This is a genomic window from Tardiphaga sp. vice154, from assembly GCF_007018645.1.
Lineage (GTDB): Bacteria > Pseudomonadota > Alphaproteobacteria > Rhizobiales > Xanthobacteraceae > Tardiphaga.
This window is the reverse complement of the sequence record NZ_CP041399.1, coordinates 2,737,275-2,756,857: the sequence shown is the minus strand read 5'-3', so window position 1 is coordinate 2,756,857 and position 19,583 is coordinate 2,737,275. Positions and strand designations below refer to the sequence as shown.

Sequence of the window (19,583 nt, the reverse complement as noted above, 5' to 3'; positions counted from 1 at the left end):
TGCCGGCGTTAGTAAATGCCGGGGATAATGCGCTTGGTCTCGCGCATATAGGTACGATAATCCTCGCCGAAAGCCTCGATCAGCATCCGCTCCTCGAAGTCGATCCGGGTGAAGAACAGAATGCCGATCGCCACCAGTCCGCTCATGGCCGCCATCGTGTTCGGCAGCAGCAGCGCCTGCGCCAGCGCCCACAGCCAGAACGAGGTGTACATCGGGTGCCGGATCCGGCTGTAGACGCCGTTGCGCACGATCTGGTGGCCCTCGCGGATTTCGAGGCTGGCCGACCACTGCCGTCCAAGATCCTCGTGCGAACGCCGGAATAGCCAGAGCGACAACAGAAACACCGCCGCCCCGACGGTCACCGCGGCGTAGCTGAGATCATAGTTGAGCGCGGACGGCCAGCCGGTGGAAAGCCAGATGACGGGCACCACGACCAAGCCGAAGGTCGCCACCGCCAGCAGGATGCGCTCGCGACTCCAGCCGTGGCTGCGCACCGTCGCCGTACGCCTTGCCTTGCGGGCGTACGGAAAGCGGATCACGAACCAGGCGATCACGCCAAGGGTCCACACGCAAATTCCGAGCTGTGAAGCAGTCATATCTTTCCGTTCCGGCCATCACCCGGCATGGACGGCTGCCCCGGGCGTCAGCGGTTGTATCACAGGCGCCAGCGGCACGTCCGGCACCAGCAACGCGCCATCCCGCGCGAAGCGGCCGACGCCGCCGTCGGGCGCGGTGATTTCATCGAACGGCAGCGGGCCTGATATCACCATGCAGTAGTCGTATTTCGAGCGCTGGTCGTTGCCCATCACCATCTGGTAATGCATGCGCATGAAGTTGAAGCGGTGCCGCTTGAACGAGGCCGGATCCATCATGTTGTGCATCTGCACGCGACGGATGTTCGGCCGGCCATCGCCGCGCTCATGGCCGACGCGCTTCAAGGTGACGGGATCGAAGCGGTAGAAACTGATCGCGTCGTCGCGGGCGTGGTATTCCGCCCAGCGGATCTCGGTCGCTTTGGCCACCGCCTGCGTCGCGGCGCGGACGCGGCTGCCCGCCGGATGCAGCGCAAACTTCGGGATCGTCGCGCCTACGGTGAGCACGTTGATGGTCGGGCCATGCCGCGCCAGATCCGGATCGATTTGCAGCGCGCGGGACACCGTCTCCATTACCAGCGCGGCGCCGAGGCAGTGGCCGACGATGACGATCTCGTCGGCATCGTTGGCGCGGGCGCGCGCGACCAGCGCTTTGGCAAATTCATCGACGCGGGCCTCCATCTTGGGGCGCTGGCCGTAGACGTACTGCCGCGAAAAAATCCAGTCGTCGAATACATGGTTGATCGGCTTCTTCCAGCCGAGCCAGCGCAGCAATACGGCGAACACCGCAAGCGCGATCAACGCGCCGGCGACCCACGCCCCTGCCCCGTGCAGCCCTGCCAGCCGGGTCACGCCGAAACCGAGACCGGCGCCGACCAGCGCAAAGCCGGTTACCCACAGATAGGGAAACAGAAAGAAGCCGGCATACTTCCAGCTCGATTTGATAAAGCGGAACAGCGTGCCGGTGACGATCCAGTCGATCAGCGTCATCATCGACGCGGCCAGCCGCGAGACCGGGTGGCGCGAATGGTCGGCGAGGATCAGGTCGTCCCAGCGCAGCATCTCGTAGCGGGTATCGGTCGACCAGTTCGGGCCGGAGCTGTGCGCCGACCAGGAAGCACTCACCTCGTTCGACACAATCGGCCCAGAGGCCTGCGCGGACACGTTCCAGGTCTTCGCGAAGCTCGACAGCGAGCGCCGCAACCGCGCCAGCTGCGTGTCGGGCACAATCGGGTCGTAGCCGCCGATGTGGAAGACATGTCGCCGAGCGATCATTGTGCGTGAAATCCCTGTTGCAGCCAGCGTCGGACGGATTCGCCTTGCATAGCAAATTCGCTGGCCTCCACAAACCCGCAAACCGTGGAACCGCGATGTCGCTCACGGGCCACATGCATCATGTTTTGCATCGTTCCGGGCATAACAAAGCGGGCATCGCGGTGCCGGATCATTGACGACAAAGCCGGTTGTCTGAATATGTCCTCGCCATTTCCCCTGTGAGATTAAAGCGATGTCAGCAAGCGGTACCCGACGCCCTTTCCAAAGTTCCATTTACGGTTTTTTGGTGATTCTTCTCACCATGGTTGCATCGCTCTCCATCTGCACGGACGCCGCCGCCGCTGGCGGCAAGCGCCCCGGCCACGTCTACCTGCTGCGCGGCATCCTCAACGTGTTCTCGCTGGGCATGGACCAGCTCGCCTACAAGCTCGAGGCCGTCGGCGTCGCGGCCACCGTCTCTAACCACACGTCGTGGCGCGGGTTGGCCGATGACATGGCCGCGAAGTATCGGGCCGGTAATCGCGAACCGATCATCCTGATGGGACACTCGGCCGGCGCCGACGCCACGATCTCGATCGCACGAAGGCTGCAAGACGCTGGCGTGCCGGTGGCGCTGATCGTCAATTTCGATCCGGTCAGCCCAGACCCGGTGCCGCCGAACGTCAAGCAGGTCGTGAACTATTATGTACCGGCCGGCTGGGGCGCAGCGGTCGCCGCCGACAAGAAATTCAAGGGCCAGCTCGCCAACGTCAACGAAAACGCCACCACCAACCACTTCTCCATCGACAAGGACGACGGTCTACAGCGCCAGACGATCGCCCGCGTGCTGGCCGTGACAGGCGGCGGTGGTGCTCGCCGCGGGCCGGTGAAGAAGAAGCCGGCCCAGCAGATCTCGGCCGCACCCGCGCAGTAGAACATTGCGAAACGAGCGAGCCGCGGCGAGAAATCGTCGCGGCTTTTTTTGCGCGTATCACGCAGACGCTGTCCAGCTCAAACGATCAGCACGTCGTGGGACGTCAGCGGCGCGACCACCCCGGTCAACGTGATCGACGCGTCGTGGCCGAGGTCGATCAGCGTGTCTTGCCCGACCACCTGCACCGAGAGATGGGCGAGATCGACGGCCACCGATGAATCGATCTGGATGACGTCATGGGCGGCGCCCTCGCCGGTCCGGAAATTGTTGATGACATCGTGCCCGGATGGCTGCCTGAAGACGAAAGTGTCGCCGCCGGCGCTGTTCATCACATCGTTGGCCGGCGTTGACGTCAGCGTCACGCCGGAGGTGTAGGCGGTCATGGTGTGGCTGCCGTCGTGGTTGTCGAAGGTCGTGGCCAGCCGCTGCCCGGTCGCGCTGAAATCGTCGTGTCGTGCCGCATAGGCCTGCCCGGTGACACCGAAAATATCCACATGCCGGGTGCCGTCGGCGTGCCGCGCCGTCTCAGTGGCGAGCGTGCCGTCGGCCAGATAGTTCGACTGCAGGAACGATCCGTCCTTCTGCGTCACGGTCTGCTGGTCGAGGTGTCCGCTGCTGTCGTACTGCGCGAGCGTCCGGACGCCGTCGATCATCGTCTGCCGCAACGCCAGCGAACCATCGTCGCGAAATCCTTCGGTCAGCACGCTGATGCCGGCGGCATCGCGAACGACATGCTCCGTTGTATAGGCCTTGCCGACTACATCGTAATTGGTGATGTCGCGCGTGCCATCGACATGACGCTGGATCTCGCTGCTGATTTCGCCGTCCGCGGTAAACGCCGACTGCACCCAGGACCCATTCTTCTGCGTCACGGTCTGCTGGATCAGATGGTCCGAGCTGTCATACCGATCGAGATGGACGACCCCGGCCGCATCCACGGTCTGTCTCATGACACTCGACCCGTCGGCGCGAAAGCCCTCGACCAGGCTGGAATGCCCCGTGGTGTCGATAGTGGCGTGCAGCGACGCGTAGTCCTTGCCGACGATCGCACTGTCATAGACGTCGCGCGTGCCGTCGGCATGGCGGACCGTCTGACCGGTCACATGGCCGGCGCTATCGACCGCGTCGAAATGGAAACGATCACCAGCCAGCGCCGTGGTCAATGGCGGAATGATGCTGTCGGAGCCGACCGTGGCATTGGCAAATTTCAGCACTTCGACATTGCTGATGCGGTCGCTGCCGTCGCGACCGGCAATCCTGTCGGTCACCACGATCGTGGCGCCTTCGAAGCTGACGTCGTAATAGCTGGCATTGCCGGAGAACACGGCCGTATCGATGCCGCCGCCGCCGTCGATCACATCGTTGCCGCCACCGCCGGTGATGACGTCATTGTCGGAGGCCGCGCCGACGAACCAGTCCTGATGCCCGCTGGTGTCGAAACTGATGGTGCGGACATAGAGATCGAACGAGCCGGGCGAACTGGCGTTGGTTGCCTGGGACGGCGACAGCGCCACCCCGTTGATGGCAAAGTCCTTGACGTGCAAAGCGCGCCCGGAGGCCGAGTTGATCAACTCGATGGCAACGCTGCCGACCTGATCGGGGTTGTCGAAGGTCACCGCATAGGTCTGGTAACCCTGGGGATCGGTGGCCGGCGTGAATTCCATCACGCCGGAGACCGCGACGCCGTTGACCAGAATTCGCGCCTGCGCGCCGATCCCTGCGACCACCGAACCGTAGGCGGTGATGGTCACCGTCGTCGTCGTCAGTTTCTCGGTGACATCGGGCCCGCCGACGATGGTGTCGTTGCCGTCGCCGCCGCGGATCAGATCGCCGCCTGCGCCGCCATGGATCGTGTCATTACCCCGGCCGGAATCGATCACGTCGACAATCGACGAGCCGGCAACGACGAGGTCGGGCACGACACCCTTGCCGTTGAAATACTGCGACACGACGTCCTGCGCCGGCTTGCCCTGCACGGAATAGCCGGTCGGGGAATGGTTGCCGTTGAGGTCCCATTGCCAGAACTCGACGCCCTGCAGCCAGTCGCCGCCATGCGCTGTCCAGACCTGGAAGAAGGCGTTGTAGGCATCGGCCTGCTCGGCGAGATCTGCGGGCGCCTTGGACGAACCGCCGCCGGGATTGATCGCCGTGCCGTCGATGCTGCGATAGCCGACCTCGGTCATCAGGATCGGCTTGCCATATTCCAGCGACAGCGAATGCAGGAAATCGACCGGCGATTTGTAATCGAAGGCGGCAGCGTAATACGGATTGAACGGCACCTCGGTCCAGGCATGGACGAGATCGGCCACCGTCGGCGTCGTGCTGGCGGTCAGCGGCGGATAGGTGTTGACGCTGATGGTGTCGAGCTGGCTCCAGAAACTGACCTTGGAGGCCTCGTCGGTGGCCGCCGAATAGGTGAGTTCACCGTGGTAGACCGAGCGAACGGCCGAGATGAGATCGGTCCATTGCGGCAGATACCGCGCGCCCGAGAGTTTGCTCATCTCGTTGCCGATCGCAAAGGTCGCCACGCCGCCCTGCTCCGCGATGTCAGCCAGATGCACGATCTCCGCCTTGTACGACGCGAAGAACGCATCGACGTGGGCGGGCGCAAGGCTGCTCGAGATGGTGCTGTCGAGCCCGGTGATGCCGGCCTTGAGCACGACGTCGAGTCCCGCCGCATGCGCGGCCTGGAATCCGGCGAGAAGGCTGGCATCGCTTTCGGTCTTGTCGGGATGGGCGATGACCGTGCTGCCGGTCTTGCTGTCGGTCCAGATCCGGACCGTCAGCGCGACCGAGTTGGATCCCAGCGCTGCCACGTTCTGGAATGCCTGCGCGGCGGACGCGCTGCCGAACTGGCCGTTCCATTCCGATAGCGCACCAAAACCTTGAACCCGAAAAATCCCCGCCATCGATGCCCTCCATCCCGGTGTGACGGATAGGGTCAGGCCGTGACGTGTTTGTTAAGAGACCAAGGTTCGTTCAAAACAAGTGCGCAGGAAAACGCCTGCAGTTCCGGTGGCGGAACTGCAGGCGTTAGAGTGACGTCTCGATGACGAAACGACGATCGTCGCCGGATAAACGCGTGGCGATTACACGTTCACAGGACGCACGTTACGCGAGCGCCTTCAGCGCGGCGCGGCCGGCATATTTCGCCTGCGTGCCCAGTTCCTGCTCGATGCGCAGCAACTGGTTGTACTTGGCGACGCGATCCGAGCGCGACAGCGAGCCGGTCTTGATCTGCCCGCAATTGCTGGCGACCGCGAGGTCGGCGATCGTGGAGTCCTCGGTCTCGCCGGAGCGATGCGACATCACGGCGGTGTAGCCGGCCTTGTAGGCCATCTCGATGGCCGACAGGGTTTCGGTCAGCGTGCCGATCTGGTTGACCTTGATCAGGATAGAATTGGCGCGACCGTTCTTGATGCCGTCGGCCAGTCGCGTGACGTTGGTGACAAACAGATCGTCGCCGACCAGTTGGCACTTGCTGCCGATCAGGTCGGTCAGTTCCTTCCAGCCGTCCATGTCGTCCTCGGACATGCCGTCCTCGATCGAGACGATCGGATAGCGCGACGCCAGATCGGCGAGGTACTTCGCCTGCTCCGAACCGCTGCGGGTCTTGTTTTCGCCGCCATAGACATAGGCGCCATCCTTGAAGAATTCGGTGGCGGCGCAATCCAGCGCCAGCATGACATCCTTGCCCGCGCTGTAGCCGGCCTTGTTGATGGCGGCCATCACGAAGTCCAGCGCCTCGTCGGCCGACTTCAGATTGGGCGCGAAGCCGCCCTCGTCGCCAACATTGGTGTTGTGGCCGGCCTTCTTCAGCTCGCTCTTCAGCGTGTGGAAGATCTCGGCGCCGCAGCGCAGGCCTTCCGAGAAGGTGGCCGCGCCCACCGGCATGATCATGAATTCCTGGAAGTCGATCGGATTGTCGGCATGCATGCCGCCATTGATGATGTTCATCATCGGCACCGGCAGCGTGCGCGCCGAGGTGCCGCCGACGTAGCGATACAGCGGCATGTCGAACGATTCCGCCGCCGCCCGGGCGACCGCCAGCGAGACGCCGAGGATCGCGTTGGCGCCCAGCCGCGACTTGTTCTCGGTGCCGTCGAGGCCGATCATGATCTCGTCGATCTGGATCTGCTGCTCGGCGTCCATGCCGCCGATCGCGTCGAAAATCTCGCCATTGACGGCCTCGACCGCCTTCTGCACGCCCTTGCCGGCGTAACGCGCCTTGTCGCCGTCGCGCAGTTCCACCGCCTCGTGGGCGCCGGTGGAGGCGCCGGAGGGCACCGCGGCACGGCCCAACGACCCGTCTTCCAGAATGACATCCACTTCGACCGTGGGATTGCCGCGGCTATCGAGAATTTCGCGGCCGATGATGTCGACGATGGCGGTCATGGGAGCCTCTTTGGCATGCGGGGTGGATGGTGCGCCGCTTCTACAGCAAGCGACCGGGTGGGAAAAGGCCGCGCAGGGTGACGGCGGCCTGCCAATTGGCTAGAACCACGACAACGGAGACCCTGATGTCCAAAGCCCCCAAAAAGACGCCCGAATCCAAGCCCGCCAAGCTCGACCCGTCCGGCCTGCAACTCGGCCATGAGGTGACCTGGCCGACCACCCCCGAGCAGGCCAGGCTCGACCGGGTACCGAATCCGCAGGCCGACACCAATTACGTGGTCCGCTTCACGGCGCCGGAATTCACCTCGCTGTGCCCGGTCACCGGCCAGCCGGACTTCGCCCATCTGATGATCGACTACGTGCCGGGCGACTGGCTGCTGGAGTCGAAATCGCTGAAACTCTACGTCGCCTCGTTCCGCAACCATGGCGCCTTCCACGAGGACTGCACGGTCTCGATCGGCAAGCGGATCGCCGCCGAGGTCAAGCCGAAATGGCTGCGAATCGGCGGCTACTGGTACCCGCGCGGCGGCATCCCGATCGACGTGTTCTGGCAGACCGGCAAACTGCCCAAGGGCATGTGGATCCCCGACCAGGGCGTCGCACCGTATCGCGGCCGGGGGTGACGTAGCGCACCGCCCAGCCAATCACCTGGCTGTATTCCAGGGGTTTTGACCCTGATCAATCAATCCCGTCGGCGCTGGTCTAGTCTACCCACCAGTGCAACGGTGGATGGCTGATCAATGACGGAAGTCCTGACGACCAAGCCGAACACGGTGGAGGCGATCTGGCGTGCCGAAGCCGCACGCAAAGCGGCCGCTGCGCGCGACCATCTGGCTCAGATCATCAGATCAAAGGTCGATCATGAGCCGGTTCGGGAAAAGATCACCGTCCGCAATCTCAATTTCTACTATCAGGATGGCATCCGCGCCCTAAGGGACGTCTCGCTGCCGATCTATACCAACCGCGTCACGGCTTTGATCGGCCCCTCGGGCTGCGGCAAGTCGACCCTGCTGCGCGTCTTCAACCGCATGTACAGCCTTTATCCCGGACAGCGCGTCGAGGGCGAGGTGCTGCTCGATGGCAAGAACATTCTGGCACCCGATGAGGATGCCGCCGTGCTGAGAACGCGGGTCGGCATGGTGTTCCAGAGACCAACACCGTTTCCAATGTCAATCTACGACAACATTGGATTCGGGATCGGCCTCAACCGGAATATTTCCAAAGCGGACATGGACCTGGAAGTCGAACAGGCGCTGCGCCGCGTCGCGCTGTGGGATGAGGTCAAGGACCAGTTGCGCAAAAGCGGCCTCGATCTTTCCGGAGGACAACAGCAGCGCCTCAGCATCGCCCGCGCCATCGCCCTGCAGCCCGAGGTGCTGTTGCTCGACGAACCGTGTTCGGCGATCGATCCGATCTCGTCGGCCAAGATCGAGCAGACCATCGACGAACTCAAGCGCGATCATACGATCGTGATCGTCACTCATAATTTGCAGCAGGCCGCGCGCGTGTCCGACTATGCGGGCTTCATGTATCTCGGCGAACTCAGCGAATTCGGATCGGTCAGCGAAATCTTCCTGACCCCGAAAGATCCGCGCACGCAGCGCTTTGTCACCGGGCGATTTGGCTGACCTTGTCGATCTGGCTTCTGCATCCGCCGGCATGCTCGGCCTGAGCAAGACCGCGCAGGCAGAAGCCCAGCGCATCGATGATCGTCGATGCAGTCAGCAGCGGCCGCGCAGCTTGCCAAAGCAAAGATTGTCAATGACACGGACGATCAGGACTATCCTCTGCCCCATGGAGCAGCAAATCTCATGCAGTGACATCGCTCGGGCACCGGCCTTGCTGTGCCGGAGAACAACTAACCACCGCCGTGCGCCTGCCCGAACGAGATCCGACGCCGGCAACCATCAGCCTAGATCTTAAAGGGCCGCTGACGATCGAATTCCAGCATTTCCTTGCCGATGACCGTATGGTTGGGGGATTGGCTCGGCGGCAGCTCCTTCTGGACCGCCCGATGGAAGGCGCCGTAGTCGCCGTCGAATTTGCCGCGGTTCCAGACCCGCAGGAGCTTTTCGGTGAACGCGCTGTTGAAGGTGCCGTCGAGCGAATACTGGTTGTCCTGACAGCCCGAGATCAGGCGAACGGTCGCGAGTATATCGCTGGCTTCGCTGGAGGAGGCAGCGCCCGTCCGCTGCAGATCGTCGTAAAACGCGATTGTTCTTATAGGTGCGGCTTGCGATGGGCGGCGGCATGAACTTGTATTTGGGCGGTGAAGCGCTGGGCGCGGTAGGATCGCCCACCCATCCCGATGCCAGCGCCGCCATATAGAACATGCTCTTGAGCATGGTCCCGCTATGGCAACTATCCGAAAGTACGAAACCGCGTACACCTGCGGACAACCCCCGATAGAGCTGGTAGATCTCGTCATCGATGAGTTGGCCGTCATACAGGCACCAGGTTTCGTCCTGCCCGTCGGGCTCGTCGCCGTTGATATCGGGCAGACGGCCGCCGTGGCCTGAATAGGTCAGCAGGAAGATATCGCCGCTCTGCAATTGCTGCGCGTCCTTGCTCAAGAACGATATCACGGTGTCGCGCTTGGCTTCTGTCGTAAGTGCGATCCGGGCCTGGTAGCCGCAGGCCTCTGCGATTTCCTTCATCGATTCGGCGTCCGCCTCGCAGGCGTTCAGCGCGCCGTCCCATCCGGCATAATGCGTGGGGTCGATGGCGTTCAATCCAAGATGCAGCGAAATACCACGCGCCATGGCGCTCTCTCCTGTCTAGCCGTCTGCTGTTGTAGCTCGTTCGGTGATCACCCAGCGGCAGGCCACGCAAATTTCGGCACCATGTTCGGCGTGCCACTGGCAACGCGTGCGAATGGCGCAGTCGGGGATATTGCCCGGATCGGCTTGCAGGTCGTGCTGCAGGGCAAGCGCGCTGGCGCGCTCCGCCACCCCGCAGCCGCCCTGCCATTTCGTGCAGGCGCTGCGAAGGCACGGTGCCGAAAAGCGAAACCTCGCTTCCGGCATGCGCCCCTGATGGGCAAGCTCGGAAAACCGCTCCGTCACGGCCAGCGGCGCCGCCAGGAAATCGACAGTACCGGTCGATTGCACCACACCCAGCAGCAGGCTGCCCGGCGCGCAGCGCGCGCTCGGACAGAGCTTGTGTCCGGCCTTGCTATTGGCAGCCATCGTACGCACCAGCCGTGAGCCCGCCCGACCTGTCGCTGTGCGACGCCTGCGGTGAATTCTTTGCCAGCCACCTTCCGGCTTGTTCGCACTGCCAGGCGGGAGCCGCGCCAGAACGCGACATCGCGGCCAGGCGCGAGATGCTGTCCCGCGTCGAAGCGCAGATCGTCGATCTGCAGCGACACGGCAGCGCGCTGGAAAACACGATCGCGCGCATGCTGCGCGATAACACAGCCGGCCAGCCGGACCGGCCTGACCAGAGGAGTCTCCCATGACCGAAGAGATCACCGACGTCGCCGCCGCGTTGAAAGTTATTCCTGTTTCCTGGCTGCACCAGCCGCGGCTTGCGCTGACCATCAAGGGCGATGGTCCCGCACCGAAGGTGGCGCCGCTGGTCTTAGTCGCCATCGGCGTCGCGACCGGAGCCGGCATCCAGCTTGCCGGTCAGGCGCTGCGCAAGGCCCCGCCCGAGGAGCAAAAGCGCCTGGTGGATTCCGTCGAATGTAATCTGTCGATCGACGAATTGGAGCGCAACGCCCGCGGTGTCGTAGAGAGTATGAAAGGCTCCAAGGGCGGCCCCAACGAGCTGCTGGAACTGCCCGAGCCGGGAGCCAAAGTGATCCCCGTTCCTGTGGTCATATTCCTCGCAGGCGTCGCCGCCGGTGCCGCGGCGGCGCGGCCGTAACGACCGAACGGCCGCTGAAGACGCCGGAGCCCGGCATGCCTATCAGGCCGGGCTTCGGCTCAGGTGAGATCGTTCGGCGCCGGTGCATCCGCCGGCCTGATCGGCTTCAGCCTTTTCGCGCAGAAAAAGCCGAGCGCGCCGATGATGACGGCGATGGTCAGCAGCGTCGGCAGTTTGCCGAGATGTGCGATGCTGAAGCCATAGGCGATCGGCCCCACGCTCTGGCCCATGAAGAAGCAGAACGCATGCAGCGACATCGCGCTGGCGCGGGCTTCCTGTGACAATTCGCTGGAGAATATCTGCAGCGAGCCGTGCAGCATGTAGAAGCCCCAGCCCATGGCCAACAGGCTCAGCGCCTGGACCTGCCACGGCGGGCCAAAGGCCATCACGGCGAGTTGCGCGCCCATCAGCAGCCCGCCGGAAACCATCATGCCGTTGACGCCGAGCCGCGGCAGCATCCGCGACACGCTGCCGGTATAGAACAGCCCGCCGAAGGCAAAGCACGCCAGCACCAGGCCGGCGATCGACAGGCTGGTGACGCCCCGCTCGAACAGGAACGAGGCGATATAGGGAAACAGGCCGAAGATGCAGCTGCCTTCGATGAAGACTGCGCTGTAGCAGATCAGGGTATTCGGGTTTCGGAAGATAGTGCGGTAGCCGCTGCGCAGCACCTTGAGATCCACCCTGCCCGGCGGCTTCGCCAATTTTGCGTTCTTGAAACCGATCGACACGGCTACCGAGGACAAAATCGCCAATCCGCCCAGGATCGCCAGAACGCCGCGCCAGCCGAACATGTCGCCGATCACGCCGGAGGCGGTGGCGCCGAGCAGATTGCCGGCCATCGAGCCCGCCAGCACGCGGCTGATCGCGACCTGCCGCTTCAAGGGGCCGACGAGGTCGGCGGTCAGGCTGAGCGTCACCGGAAACACCCCGCCGGCGCCGATACCCGCGAGCACGCGGGTGGCGAGCAGCAGCGGATAGGACGTGGTCAGCGCACCCAGCACATTGGCAAGACCGAGCAGCACCAGACAGAACACCATCAGCCGAGCCTTGCCGAACATGTCGGCGGCGGCGCCGAGCACCGGCTGGGTGATGGCAAAGGTGAAGGCCAGCGCCGACGACAGGCCGGCCGCGATCGCGATGGTCACGGACAGTTCGTCGGCGACATGCGGTAGCACCGGATCGAGCGCCCGCATCGACAGCGCCGCGGCGAATGACGCCAGCGCGATAATGTTGAGGACCGGCGGCATCAGCGCGCCGGAATCGCCGCAAGAGTGCGCAGCATCACACCGGGCCGGCCTTGGCGAGCTTGTCAAACGCCATAAGGTTGCTGAGCAGCGCCTCGAATTCGCGCAGCGGCACCATGTTGGGTCCGTCAGACGGCGCATGGTCGGGATCGGGATGGGTCTCGATGAACACACCTGCCACGCCGACGGCTACGGCCGCGCGCGCCAGCACCGGCACGAATTCGCGCTCGCCGCCGGAGCTGGCCCCCTTGCCGCCGGGCTGCTGCACCGAATGGGTGGCGTCGAAGATCACCGGTGCGCCGGTGGTGCGCGCCAGGATCGGCAATGCGCGCATGTCGGACACCAGCGTGTTGTAGCCGAACGAGGCGCCGCGCTCGGTGACGAGCACGCGATCATTGCCGCCGCTGACGATCTTGGACACCACATTGGTCATGTCCCACGGCGCCAGGAACTGGCCTTTCTTGACGTTGACCACTTTTCCCGTGGCCGCAGCCGCCAGCAGCAGGTCGGTCTGCCGGCACAGGAAGGCCGGGATCTGCAGCACATCGACCGCCTCCGCCGCGCGGGCGCATTGCGCGATCTCGTGCACATCGGTTAGCACGGGCATCGCGAAGGTCTCGCGGATCTCCGCAAAGATCGGCAGCGCCTGTTCGAGCCCGAGGCCGCGGGCGCTGGACGCGCTGGTGCGGTTGGCCTTGTCGAACGATGTCTTGTAGACGATGCCGATGCCCAGCCGCGTCGCGATGTCCTTCAACACGCTTGCCACCTCGAGCGCATGCGCCCGGCTTTCCAGCTGGCAGGGGCCGGCGATGATCGACAATGGCAGCGCGTTGCCGAACTGCACGGCGCCGGCTGACACGATCGCGGCGGCGGAAGGGTTGGCGTTCACAGACTATTCCTTTGTCGATCGCGATGCGGGCCGGATGGGCGGCGCAAGCGCTCACCCACCCGTCATGGGCTCTGTTACTTCAGCGCAGAGAAAGCGGTCGGCGCCAGCAACTGGCTGACGATGTTGCCGACGATCTGGCCGCTTTCCTCGGTCTTGGCGCGCGCCGAAATCCAGTCCGGATCGGCCTGGAACGCATTCCACTTGGTTTCGCGATCGGCCATCGAGTCCCATGCCAGGATGTAGGTCAGTTCCTGGTTGGATTCGCCGATCAGCGTGGTGAAGAAGCCGGCCTGCTTGATGCCGTGCTTGTCCCACAGTTTGAGCGTGGTGTCGGTGAAGCGTTGGAGCAGTGCCGGCAGCCGGCCGGGCAGACAACGGTACACGCGCATTTCGTAGATCATCGGTTTCCTCCGGTTTTGTGCAAGCGTTATAGCGGGCGAGTTACCGGCTGTCTTGCCGCGATCGGCTCATGGGCGCTCTGCGTCGCTTGACCGGACAAGGGGCAGATCGTATATACGATAAATGGTTGACTTCGATCCGAAAAAGGAAGCGATCAATCTTTCGAAGCACCATGTGTCGCTGGCACGCTGGGTCGATCTCGAAATTCGCGCCATCGTTGCCGATGATCGATTCGACTACGGCGAACCACGATTTAGAGCTTACGGACATATCGACGGCGACGCGCATTGCCTGGTTTTCACGATCCGCGACGGCGGCTATCGGCCCATCAGCCTACGCCGCGCGCACGCAAAGGAGATGAGACGTCATGCCCCGTAAAATGAAGGAGCCGGTATTCGACGACGACAATCCGGAGTGGACCAAGGAGGACTTTGCCAACGCCACCCACTTTGATCCCCCAATCAAGGTGACCGACCTGACCCCGGAAATACTTGCAGGCATCGTGCGGCGCGGACCTCAAAAGGCGCCGACCAAGGTCGCCGTCTCGATCCGGCTCAGCCCGGACGTGGTCGCGCACTTCAAGGCCAAGGGGCCTGGCTGGCAATCGCGGATCGACGACGCCTTGCGAAAGGTCGCCAAGCTGAAGGCTGGCTGAACGCCCTGTCCTACACCAGCCGGCTTTGCGCCGCCGCCGCCTTGATAAAGGACGCGAACAGCGGGTGCGGCTCGAACGGGCGGGATTTCAGCTCGGGGTGATACTGCACACCGATGAACCAGGGATGGTTTTCATATTCGACGATCTCCGGCAGTACGCCGTCCGGCGACATGCCCGAGAATTTCAAGCCGTGCTTTTCTAGCCGGTCCTTGTAGGCGGTGTTGACCTCGTAGCGGTGGCGGTGCCGCTCCGAGATTTCCAGCGCGTTGCCGTAAACTTCCGAGACCTTGCTGCCGGCGCGCAGCGCCGCGGGATAGGCGCCGAGCCGCATGGTGCCGCCGAGGTCGCCGGCGTTGTGGCGCTTCTCCAGCTCGTTGCCGCGCAACCATTCGGTCATCAACCCGACCACCGGCTCCGACGTCTCGCCGAATTCGGTGGAGTTGGCGTCCGCAATGCCGGCGAGGTTTCGCGCGGCCTCGATGACCGCCATCTGCATGCCGAAACAAATACCAAAATACGGCACGTTGCGCTCGCGCGCAAAGCGTGCCGCGCGGATCTTGCCCTCGGCGCCACGCTGGCCGAAGCCGCCGGGCACCATGATGCCGTTGACGTGTTCGAGGAACGGCGCGGGATCCTCGTTCTCGAACACCTCGCTCTCGATCCAGTCGAGATTGACCTTCACCTTGTTGGCGATACCGCCATGCGACAGCGCCTCGGTCAGCGACTTGTAGGCGTCCTTCATGCCGGTGTACTTGCCGACGATGGCGATGGTCACCGTGCCTTCGGGATTGCGCACGCGCTCGTTGATGTCATGCCAGCTCTGCAGCGCCAGCGGCGCCTTCGGCGTCAGACCGAACGAGGCCAGAACTTCGTCGTCCAGCCCGGCATCGTGATAGGCCTCGGGCACGGCGTAAATGTTGTCGACGTCGCGCGCCTCGATCACGGCACTTTCGCGGACGTTGCAGAACAGGCCGAGCTTGCGGCGCTCTTCCTTGGGGATCTCGCGGTCGCAGCGGCACAGCAGGATGTCGGGCTGGATGCCGATCGAGCGCAATTCCTTGACCGAATGCTGGGTCGGCTTGGTCTTCAGCTCGCCGGCGCTCGGGATGAATGGCAGCAGCGTGAGATGCACATAGATGCACTGGCCGCGCGGCAAATCGTTCTTGATCTGGCGGATCGCCTCGAAGAACGGCAGGCCCTCGATGTCGCCGACGGTGCCGCCGATCTCGACCAGCACGAAGTCGTAGTCTTCGTTATTGGCGAGGACGAAATCCTTGATGGCGTTGGTGACGTGCGGAATCACCTGGATGGTGGCGCCGAGATAGTCGCCGCGGCGTTCCTTGGTCAGGATGTCCTGATAGATCCGGCCGGTGGTAATGTTGTCCTGCTTGGTCGCAGGGCGCCCGGTGAAACGCTCGTAGTGGCCGAGGTCGAGATCGGTCTCGGCGCCGTCGTCGGTGACGAACACTTCGCCGTGCTGGTACGGCGACATCGTACCGGGATCGAGGTTGAGATAGGGGTCGAGCTTGCGAAGACGGACCTTGTAGCCACGCGCCTGCAGCAGGGCGCCGAGCGCCGCTGAAGCCAGACCTTTGCCGAGCGAGGAGACCACGCCGCCGGTGATGAAAATGTACCGCGCCATGGGGCTTAACCTTTAAGGCTCTGTCGCCGATTCGCAAAAGCCAATCGCAACCTTTCACCAGATCGGGAAAAAGGTTGTGGGTGACGTAAAAATACAAATGAGTACAGCCCCTTAATGGGGGCTGTAAGCGCAGGGCGGAAGTCGCCGTCCTGCATGGCGGACCTGCTTATTGCGAACGCGGCGCCTGCGGGCCGGCCGGCGCCTGCGGCTCGTCGGCCTTCTTCAGCGAATCAAGCAGCCCGCCCGAGGTCGGCGGCACCAGGGCGCCACCGGGCTGCGACACCGGCGCCGTGGTGCCGTTGATGATCGAGGTCGGCTTGCGCTCGTAGCCGGCCAGCCACGACAGAAACAGGCTGGTGACGAAGAACCCTACCGCCAGGAAGCCGGTGGTTCGGGTCAGCAGATTGGCGGTACCGCGGCTCGACATGAAGCCGCCACCGCCGCCGCCACCGACGCCCAGGCCACCGCCCTCGGATTTCTGCAACAGTACCGCGGCAATCAAGGTCGCGACGATCATGAGGTGAATGACGATAATGACGCTTTGCATCGGATCCTTCCGTCACAAGCGCGCTGCGCCGAGGAGCCGGCTGCGGCAGAACTTGCGGGAGTTGAAGTCGAGGGCTGTCTACACGATTGCACGGGGGATTGTCACCCCCGGAAAGCCGGCGCCTGGCCGCAGCCTGGGAGATCGCCCGCCCCGCGGCCGAACGTCCGGTTTGCCTGGGATCAAGGACATCCCGCCGCGATGCCCAGGAAATCGGCCGCCTTCAGGCTGGCGCCGCCGACCAGCGCGCCGTTGACGTTCGCCACGGCCATCAACTCGGCCGCGTTGGACGGCTTGACCGAGCCGCCATACAGGAGCCGCATCCGGGCGCCCTCCGCCGCAAAGCGCGCTTCTAGGCGACCGCGGATGAAGGCGTGGACCTCCTCGACATCCTTCGCCGTCGGCGTCAGCCCGGTGCCGATCGCCCAGACCGGCTCATAGGCCACGACGGTATTGGCGGCGGTGGCGCCATCCGGCAGCGAACCGGCGAGCTGCGCGCCGCATACGTCGAGCGCTTCGCCGGCGTCGCGTTGCGCGCGGGTCTCCCCGATGCAGACGATCGCCACCAGTCCGGCGCGCCAGGCCGCCTGCGCCTTCTGCTGCACGATGGCATCGGTCTCGCCGTGATCGGCGCGGCGCTCGGAATGACCGACGATGATCGCGGTGGCGCCGAGGTCGGCGAACATTTCCGCGGAGAGGTCGCCGGTATGGGCGCCGGACGCCTTGGCATGGCAGTCCTGCGCGCCGATCTGGATGCCGGTTCCCTCGACCATCACCGCCATGGTCATCGTCAGCGTCGCCGGCGGGCAGATCATCAGATCGAGTCTGTGCGTCAATTCGCCCTGCTCCGAGATCATCAGGCCGAGCTCGCTGACCTGATCGGTCAGGCCGTTCATTTTCCAGTTGCCGGCGATCAGCGGCCGAATGGCGTCAGTCATGAGGAAATCCCGCGAGAAAGGAGGTGACCTCTGGGCTAACAGAGCGTGCGGGATAGCTCAAGTTGGGGTGGCCAGGCGGCGGCGGGGCCGACCGCCCGGACCGCTTCAATCCGCGCCGTTCCCTGGCGGTTGCGACGCAGCTTCGGCCACTTTATGGTGCGCCTCCCATCCGGCGACGCCCTTTTGCGGATTCTGCGTCTGGCGCCCGCCGGTTTCCCTCCTGACAAATAAGATGATCCCATGCTTCGCGGAATGCGCAACGCCTCGAAAAACTGGCTCGGCAAGACCATCATGACTGCCGTGATGGTGGTGCTGATCGGCAGCTTTGCGATCTGGGGCATTCAGGACATCTTCAAAGGCTACGGCAAGTCCACGCTGGCCAGGATCGGCAACACCGAGATCACGACCGAGCAGTTTCGCCAGCTTTATACCGACCGGCTGCAGCAGATCGGCCGCCAGTTCGGTCGTCCGTTGACGTCCGACCAGGCGCGCGCCTTCGGCATCGACCGCCAGGTGCTGCAGCAGGCCGTCGCCGAAGCCGCCCTCGACGAAGACGCCCGTCGCCGCGGCCTCGGCGTGTCCGACGCCGAAGTGAGGCGCCAGATCGTCGACGATCCGAACTTCAAGGGATCGACCGGCTCCTTCGACGCGCCACGCTTCCAGCAGTTGATCCGCTCGCTCGGCTATACCGAACAGCGCTACATCAGCGAGCAGCGCAAGGTGTCGCTGCGCCGCCAGATCGCCGGCACCATCACCAATGGCCTGGAGCCGTCGAAGACCCAGATCGAAGCGATGAGCCGCTTCCAGAACGAGGCCCGCACCATCGACTACGTCAAGCTCGACACCGCCCAGGTCGGCACCGTCGAGGCTCCCACCCCGGAGGCACTGGCGGCCTATTTCGAGGACCACAAGACGCAGTTTCGCGCGCCCGAATACCGCAAGGTGGCGTTCGTCGTGCTGACGCCGGACGAAATGGCGAAGTGGTCGGTCGTCTCCGACGACGATGCGAAGAAAGTGTTCGAGCTGCGCAAGGACAAGCTCTCCACGCCGGAGCAGCGCCAGATCTCGCAGATCGTGTTCCCGACTGCGGAAGAAGCCGCCGCCGGCCGCGCCAGGCTCAGCGACATTTTCTCGTTCGACGACCTCGCGAAAGAGCGCAAGCTCAGCGCGTCCGACATCGACCTCGGCATGATCACCAAGGCGGGCATCATCGATCCCAACGTCGCCGATGCCGCCTTCTCGCTGGCGCCCGATGGTATCAGCCAGCCGATTGCCGGGCAGTTCGGCGTGACGCTGGTCAAGGTCGGCAAAATTCAGGCCGGCAGCCAGCCGAGCTATGACAGCGTCGCCGCGACGCTGAAGCGCGACCTCGCGCTGGAGCGCGCGCGTGCCGCAGTGTCGGCAATGCACAACAAGATGGAAGACGAGCGCGGCGGCGGCGCCAATGTGGTCGATGCGGCCAAGAAGCTCGGCCTGACCGCCGTCACCATCGACGCCGTCGACCGCTCCGGCCGCGCGCCGGACGGCCAGCCCGTCGCGGGCGTGCCGGCCGGCTCCGACATCATCACCAAGGCGTTCGCCAGCGATGTCGGCGTCGACAACGAGACGATCCAGCTCGGCGGCGGCTATGCCTGGTTCGACGTGCTCGGCGTGACGCCCGCCCGCGAGCGCCCGCTCGACGAGGTCAAGGACCAGGTCACCGCGCGCTGGCGCGACGACCAGATCACCAGCCGGTTGCGCACCAAGGCCGACGAGATGCAGAAGAAACTCGCCGCCGGCGCCAAGCTGGCCGATGAGGCCGCCGCGACCGGCCTGAAGGTTGTGACCTCCGCGCCGTTCAAGCGCGACGCAAACCTGCCCGAACTGTCGCCCGGCGTGATCCAGTCGGTATTCCGCAGCGCGAAGAATGATGCCGGACAGGCGCAGGGCACGAGCTCCAGCGAATGGATCGTGTTCCGCGTGACCGATGTCAGCGCCCCCGCCGTCGACATGGCCTCCGCGGAGGTGAAGACGCTGAAGGAGACGCTGCAGCGCGGCCAGACCGACGAACAGGTCGCGCAATACGTCACCCGGCTCGAAACCCAGATCGGCACCAGGATCAACGAGGAAGCCGTTGCCGTCGCCACCGGCGCGGCGGCCGCCGACACCAACTAGGCCCAACGCCGTCATTGCGAGCGAGCAGCAACATTGGCCTTGCCAATGTTGCTCCGACGAAGCAATCCA

Annotated in this window: 20 protein-coding genes and 1 pseudogene; 8 read left to right on the top strand and 13 right to left on the bottom strand. The window is 64.1% G+C overall.

What is annotated here, in order from left to right:
* Nucleotides 1-8 precede the first annotated feature (8 nt).
* Together FIU28_RS12880 and FIU28_RS12875 are read right to left on the bottom strand one after the other, a co-directional pair.
* Entirely contained in the window at nt 9-596 is a 588-nt protein-coding gene (locus FIU28_RS12880) for a protein-S-isoprenylcysteine O-methyltransferase (protein WP_143573463.1), read from the bottom strand.
* Nucleotides 597-614: 18 nt separating this feature from the next.
* Nucleotides 615-1,868: an alpha/beta fold hydrolase gene (locus tag FIU28_RS12875; RefSeq protein ID WP_143573461.1), complete on the bottom strand. Its 1,254-nt coding sequence runs from the start codon at nt 1,866-1,868 to the stop codon at nt 615-617.
* A 301-nt stretch (nt 1,869-2,169) separates the two neighbouring features.
* On the opposite strand from FIU28_RS12875, the gene FIU28_RS12870 reads away from it, so the two are divergent.
* Nucleotides 2,170-2,781: a thioesterase domain-containing protein gene (locus FIU28_RS12870; RefSeq protein ID WP_246660957.1), complete on the top strand. Its 612-nt coding sequence runs from the start codon at nt 2,170-2,172 to the stop codon at nt 2,779-2,781.
* Between the two features lie 77 nt (nt 2,782-2,858).
* Here the strand turns inward: FIU28_RS12870 and FIU28_RS12865 are convergent, their stop codons facing one another.
* On the bottom strand, nt 2,859-5,690 hold the full coding sequence (locus tag FIU28_RS12865; protein ID WP_143573458.1) for a glycoside hydrolase family 113: 2,832 nt from the start codon (nt 5,688-5,690) through the stop codon (nt 2,859-2,861).
* 202 nt (nt 5,691-5,892) lie between these two features.
* The gene (gene eno / locus FIU28_RS12860; RefSeq protein ID WP_143573456.1) at nt 5,893-7,176 is read right to left on the bottom strand and encodes a phosphopyruvate hydratase; all 1,284 of its coding nucleotides are present in this window, start codon (nt 7,174-7,176) and stop codon (nt 5,893-5,895) included.
* A 125-nt stretch (nt 7,177-7,301) separates the two neighbouring features.
* Here eno and queF point away from each other — a divergent pair, with 125 nt between their 5' ends.
* Together queF and pstB are read left to right on the top strand one after the other, a co-directional pair.
* Nucleotides 7,302-7,799 (top strand): preQ(1) synthase, encoded by a 498-nt coding sequence (gene queF / locus FIU28_RS12855; RefSeq protein WP_143573454.1) that lies wholly within the window; start codon nt 7,302-7,304, stop codon nt 7,797-7,799.
* A gap of 117 nt (nt 7,800-7,916) precedes the next feature.
* Nucleotides 7,917-8,804 (top strand): phosphate ABC transporter ATP-binding protein PstB, encoded by an 888-nt coding sequence (gene pstB, locus FIU28_RS12850; RefSeq protein ID WP_143573452.1) that lies wholly within the window; start codon nt 7,917-7,919, stop codon nt 8,802-8,804.
* Nucleotides 8,805-9,088: 284 nt separating this feature from the next.
* Here the strand turns inward: pstB and FIU28_RS27350 are convergent, their stop codons facing one another.
* From FIU28_RS27350 to FIU28_RS12840, 3 genes and pseudogenes are all read right to left on the bottom strand, one after another.
* Nucleotides 9,089-9,604 carry a caspase family protein gene (locus FIU28_RS27350; RefSeq protein WP_365947788.1) on the bottom strand — a complete coding sequence of 172 codons (516 nt, stop codon included), beginning with the start codon at nt 9,602-9,604 and terminating at the stop codon, nt 9,089-9,091.
* Nucleotides 9,573-9,938 (bottom strand): annotated as a pseudogene (locus tag FIU28_RS27345) (caspase family protein); the annotation flags it as partial. The gene FIU28_RS27350 and the pseudogene FIU28_RS27345, both read right to left, overlap by 32 nt.
* 15 nt (nt 9,939-9,953) lie before the next feature.
* Nucleotides 9,954-10,364 (bottom strand): hypothetical protein, encoded by a 411-nt coding sequence (locus FIU28_RS12840; RefSeq protein ID WP_143573450.1) that lies wholly within the window; start codon nt 10,362-10,364, stop codon nt 9,954-9,956.
* Nucleotides 10,365-10,378: 14 nt separating this feature from the next.
* Between FIU28_RS12840 and FIU28_RS12835 the strand changes: the two genes are divergently transcribed.
* Nucleotides 10,379-10,636 (top strand): hypothetical protein, encoded by a 258-nt coding sequence (locus FIU28_RS12835; protein WP_143573448.1) that lies wholly within the window; start codon nt 10,379-10,381, stop codon nt 10,634-10,636.
* Entirely contained in the window at nt 10,633-11,046 is a 414-nt protein-coding gene (locus tag FIU28_RS12830) for a hypothetical protein (RefSeq protein ID WP_143573447.1), read from the top strand. The genes FIU28_RS12835 and FIU28_RS12830 overlap by 4 nt, the downstream gene beginning before the upstream one ends.
* 59 nt (nt 11,047-11,105) lie before the next feature.
* On the opposite strand, the gene FIU28_RS12825 is transcribed toward FIU28_RS12830, so the two are convergent.
* The 3 genes from FIU28_RS12825 to FIU28_RS12815 all read right to left on the bottom strand — a co-directional run bounded on the left by FIU28_RS12825 (nt 11,106) and on the right by FIU28_RS12815 (nt 13,583).
* Entirely contained in the window at nt 11,106-12,296 is a 1,191-nt protein-coding gene (locus FIU28_RS12825; RefSeq protein WP_143573445.1) for an MFS transporter, read from the bottom strand.
* 34 nt (nt 12,297-12,330) lie between these two features.
* On the bottom strand, nt 12,331-13,182 hold the full coding sequence (gene kdsA / locus FIU28_RS12820) for a 3-deoxy-8-phosphooctulonate synthase (RefSeq protein WP_143573443.1): 852 nt from the start codon (nt 13,180-13,182) through the stop codon (nt 12,331-12,333).
* Nucleotides 13,183-13,256: 74 nt separating this feature from the next.
* On the bottom strand, nt 13,257-13,583 hold the full coding sequence (locus FIU28_RS12815; protein ID WP_143573441.1) for an NIPSNAP family protein: 327 nt from the start codon (nt 13,581-13,583) through the stop codon (nt 13,257-13,259).
* A 121-nt stretch (nt 13,584-13,704) separates the two neighbouring features.
* Between FIU28_RS12815 and FIU28_RS12810 the strand changes: the two genes are divergently transcribed.
* Nucleotides 13,705-13,959: a BrnT family toxin gene (locus FIU28_RS12810; RefSeq protein ID WP_143573440.1), complete on the top strand. Its 255-nt coding sequence runs from the start codon at nt 13,705-13,707 to the stop codon at nt 13,957-13,959.
* Entirely contained in the window at nt 13,949-14,236 is a 288-nt protein-coding gene (locus FIU28_RS12805; RefSeq protein WP_143573438.1) for a BrnA antitoxin family protein, read from the top strand. The genes FIU28_RS12810 and FIU28_RS12805 overlap by 11 nt, the downstream gene beginning before the upstream one ends.
* A gap of 10 nt (nt 14,237-14,246) precedes the next feature.
* On the opposite strand, the gene FIU28_RS12800 is transcribed toward FIU28_RS12805, so the two are convergent.
* The 3 genes from FIU28_RS12800 to tpiA all read right to left on the bottom strand — a co-directional run bounded on the left by FIU28_RS12800 (nt 14,247) and on the right by tpiA (nt 17,360).
* The gene (locus FIU28_RS12800; protein WP_143573436.1) at nt 14,247-15,878 is read right to left on the bottom strand and encodes a CTP synthase; all 1,632 of its coding nucleotides are present in this window, start codon (nt 15,876-15,878) and stop codon (nt 14,247-14,249) included.
* 166 nt (nt 15,879-16,044) lie between these two features.
* Nucleotides 16,045-16,425, bottom strand: a complete 381-nt coding sequence (gene secG / locus FIU28_RS12795; protein WP_143573434.1) for a preprotein translocase subunit SecG — start codon at nt 16,423-16,425, stop codon at nt 16,045-16,047.
* Between the two features lie 179 nt (nt 16,426-16,604).
* Nucleotides 16,605-17,360 carry a triose-phosphate isomerase gene (tpiA, locus tag FIU28_RS12790; protein ID WP_143573432.1) on the bottom strand — a complete coding sequence of 252 codons (756 nt, stop codon included), beginning with the start codon at nt 17,358-17,360 and terminating at the stop codon, nt 16,605-16,607.
* A 240-nt stretch (nt 17,361-17,600) separates the two neighbouring features.
* Between tpiA and FIU28_RS12785 the strand changes: the two genes are divergently transcribed.
* Nucleotides 17,601-19,514: a peptidylprolyl isomerase gene (locus FIU28_RS12785; RefSeq protein ID WP_143573430.1), complete on the top strand. Its 1,914-nt coding sequence runs from the start codon at nt 17,601-17,603 to the stop codon at nt 19,512-19,514.
* The last annotated feature ends 69 nt before the right edge of the window (nt 19,515-19,583 follow it).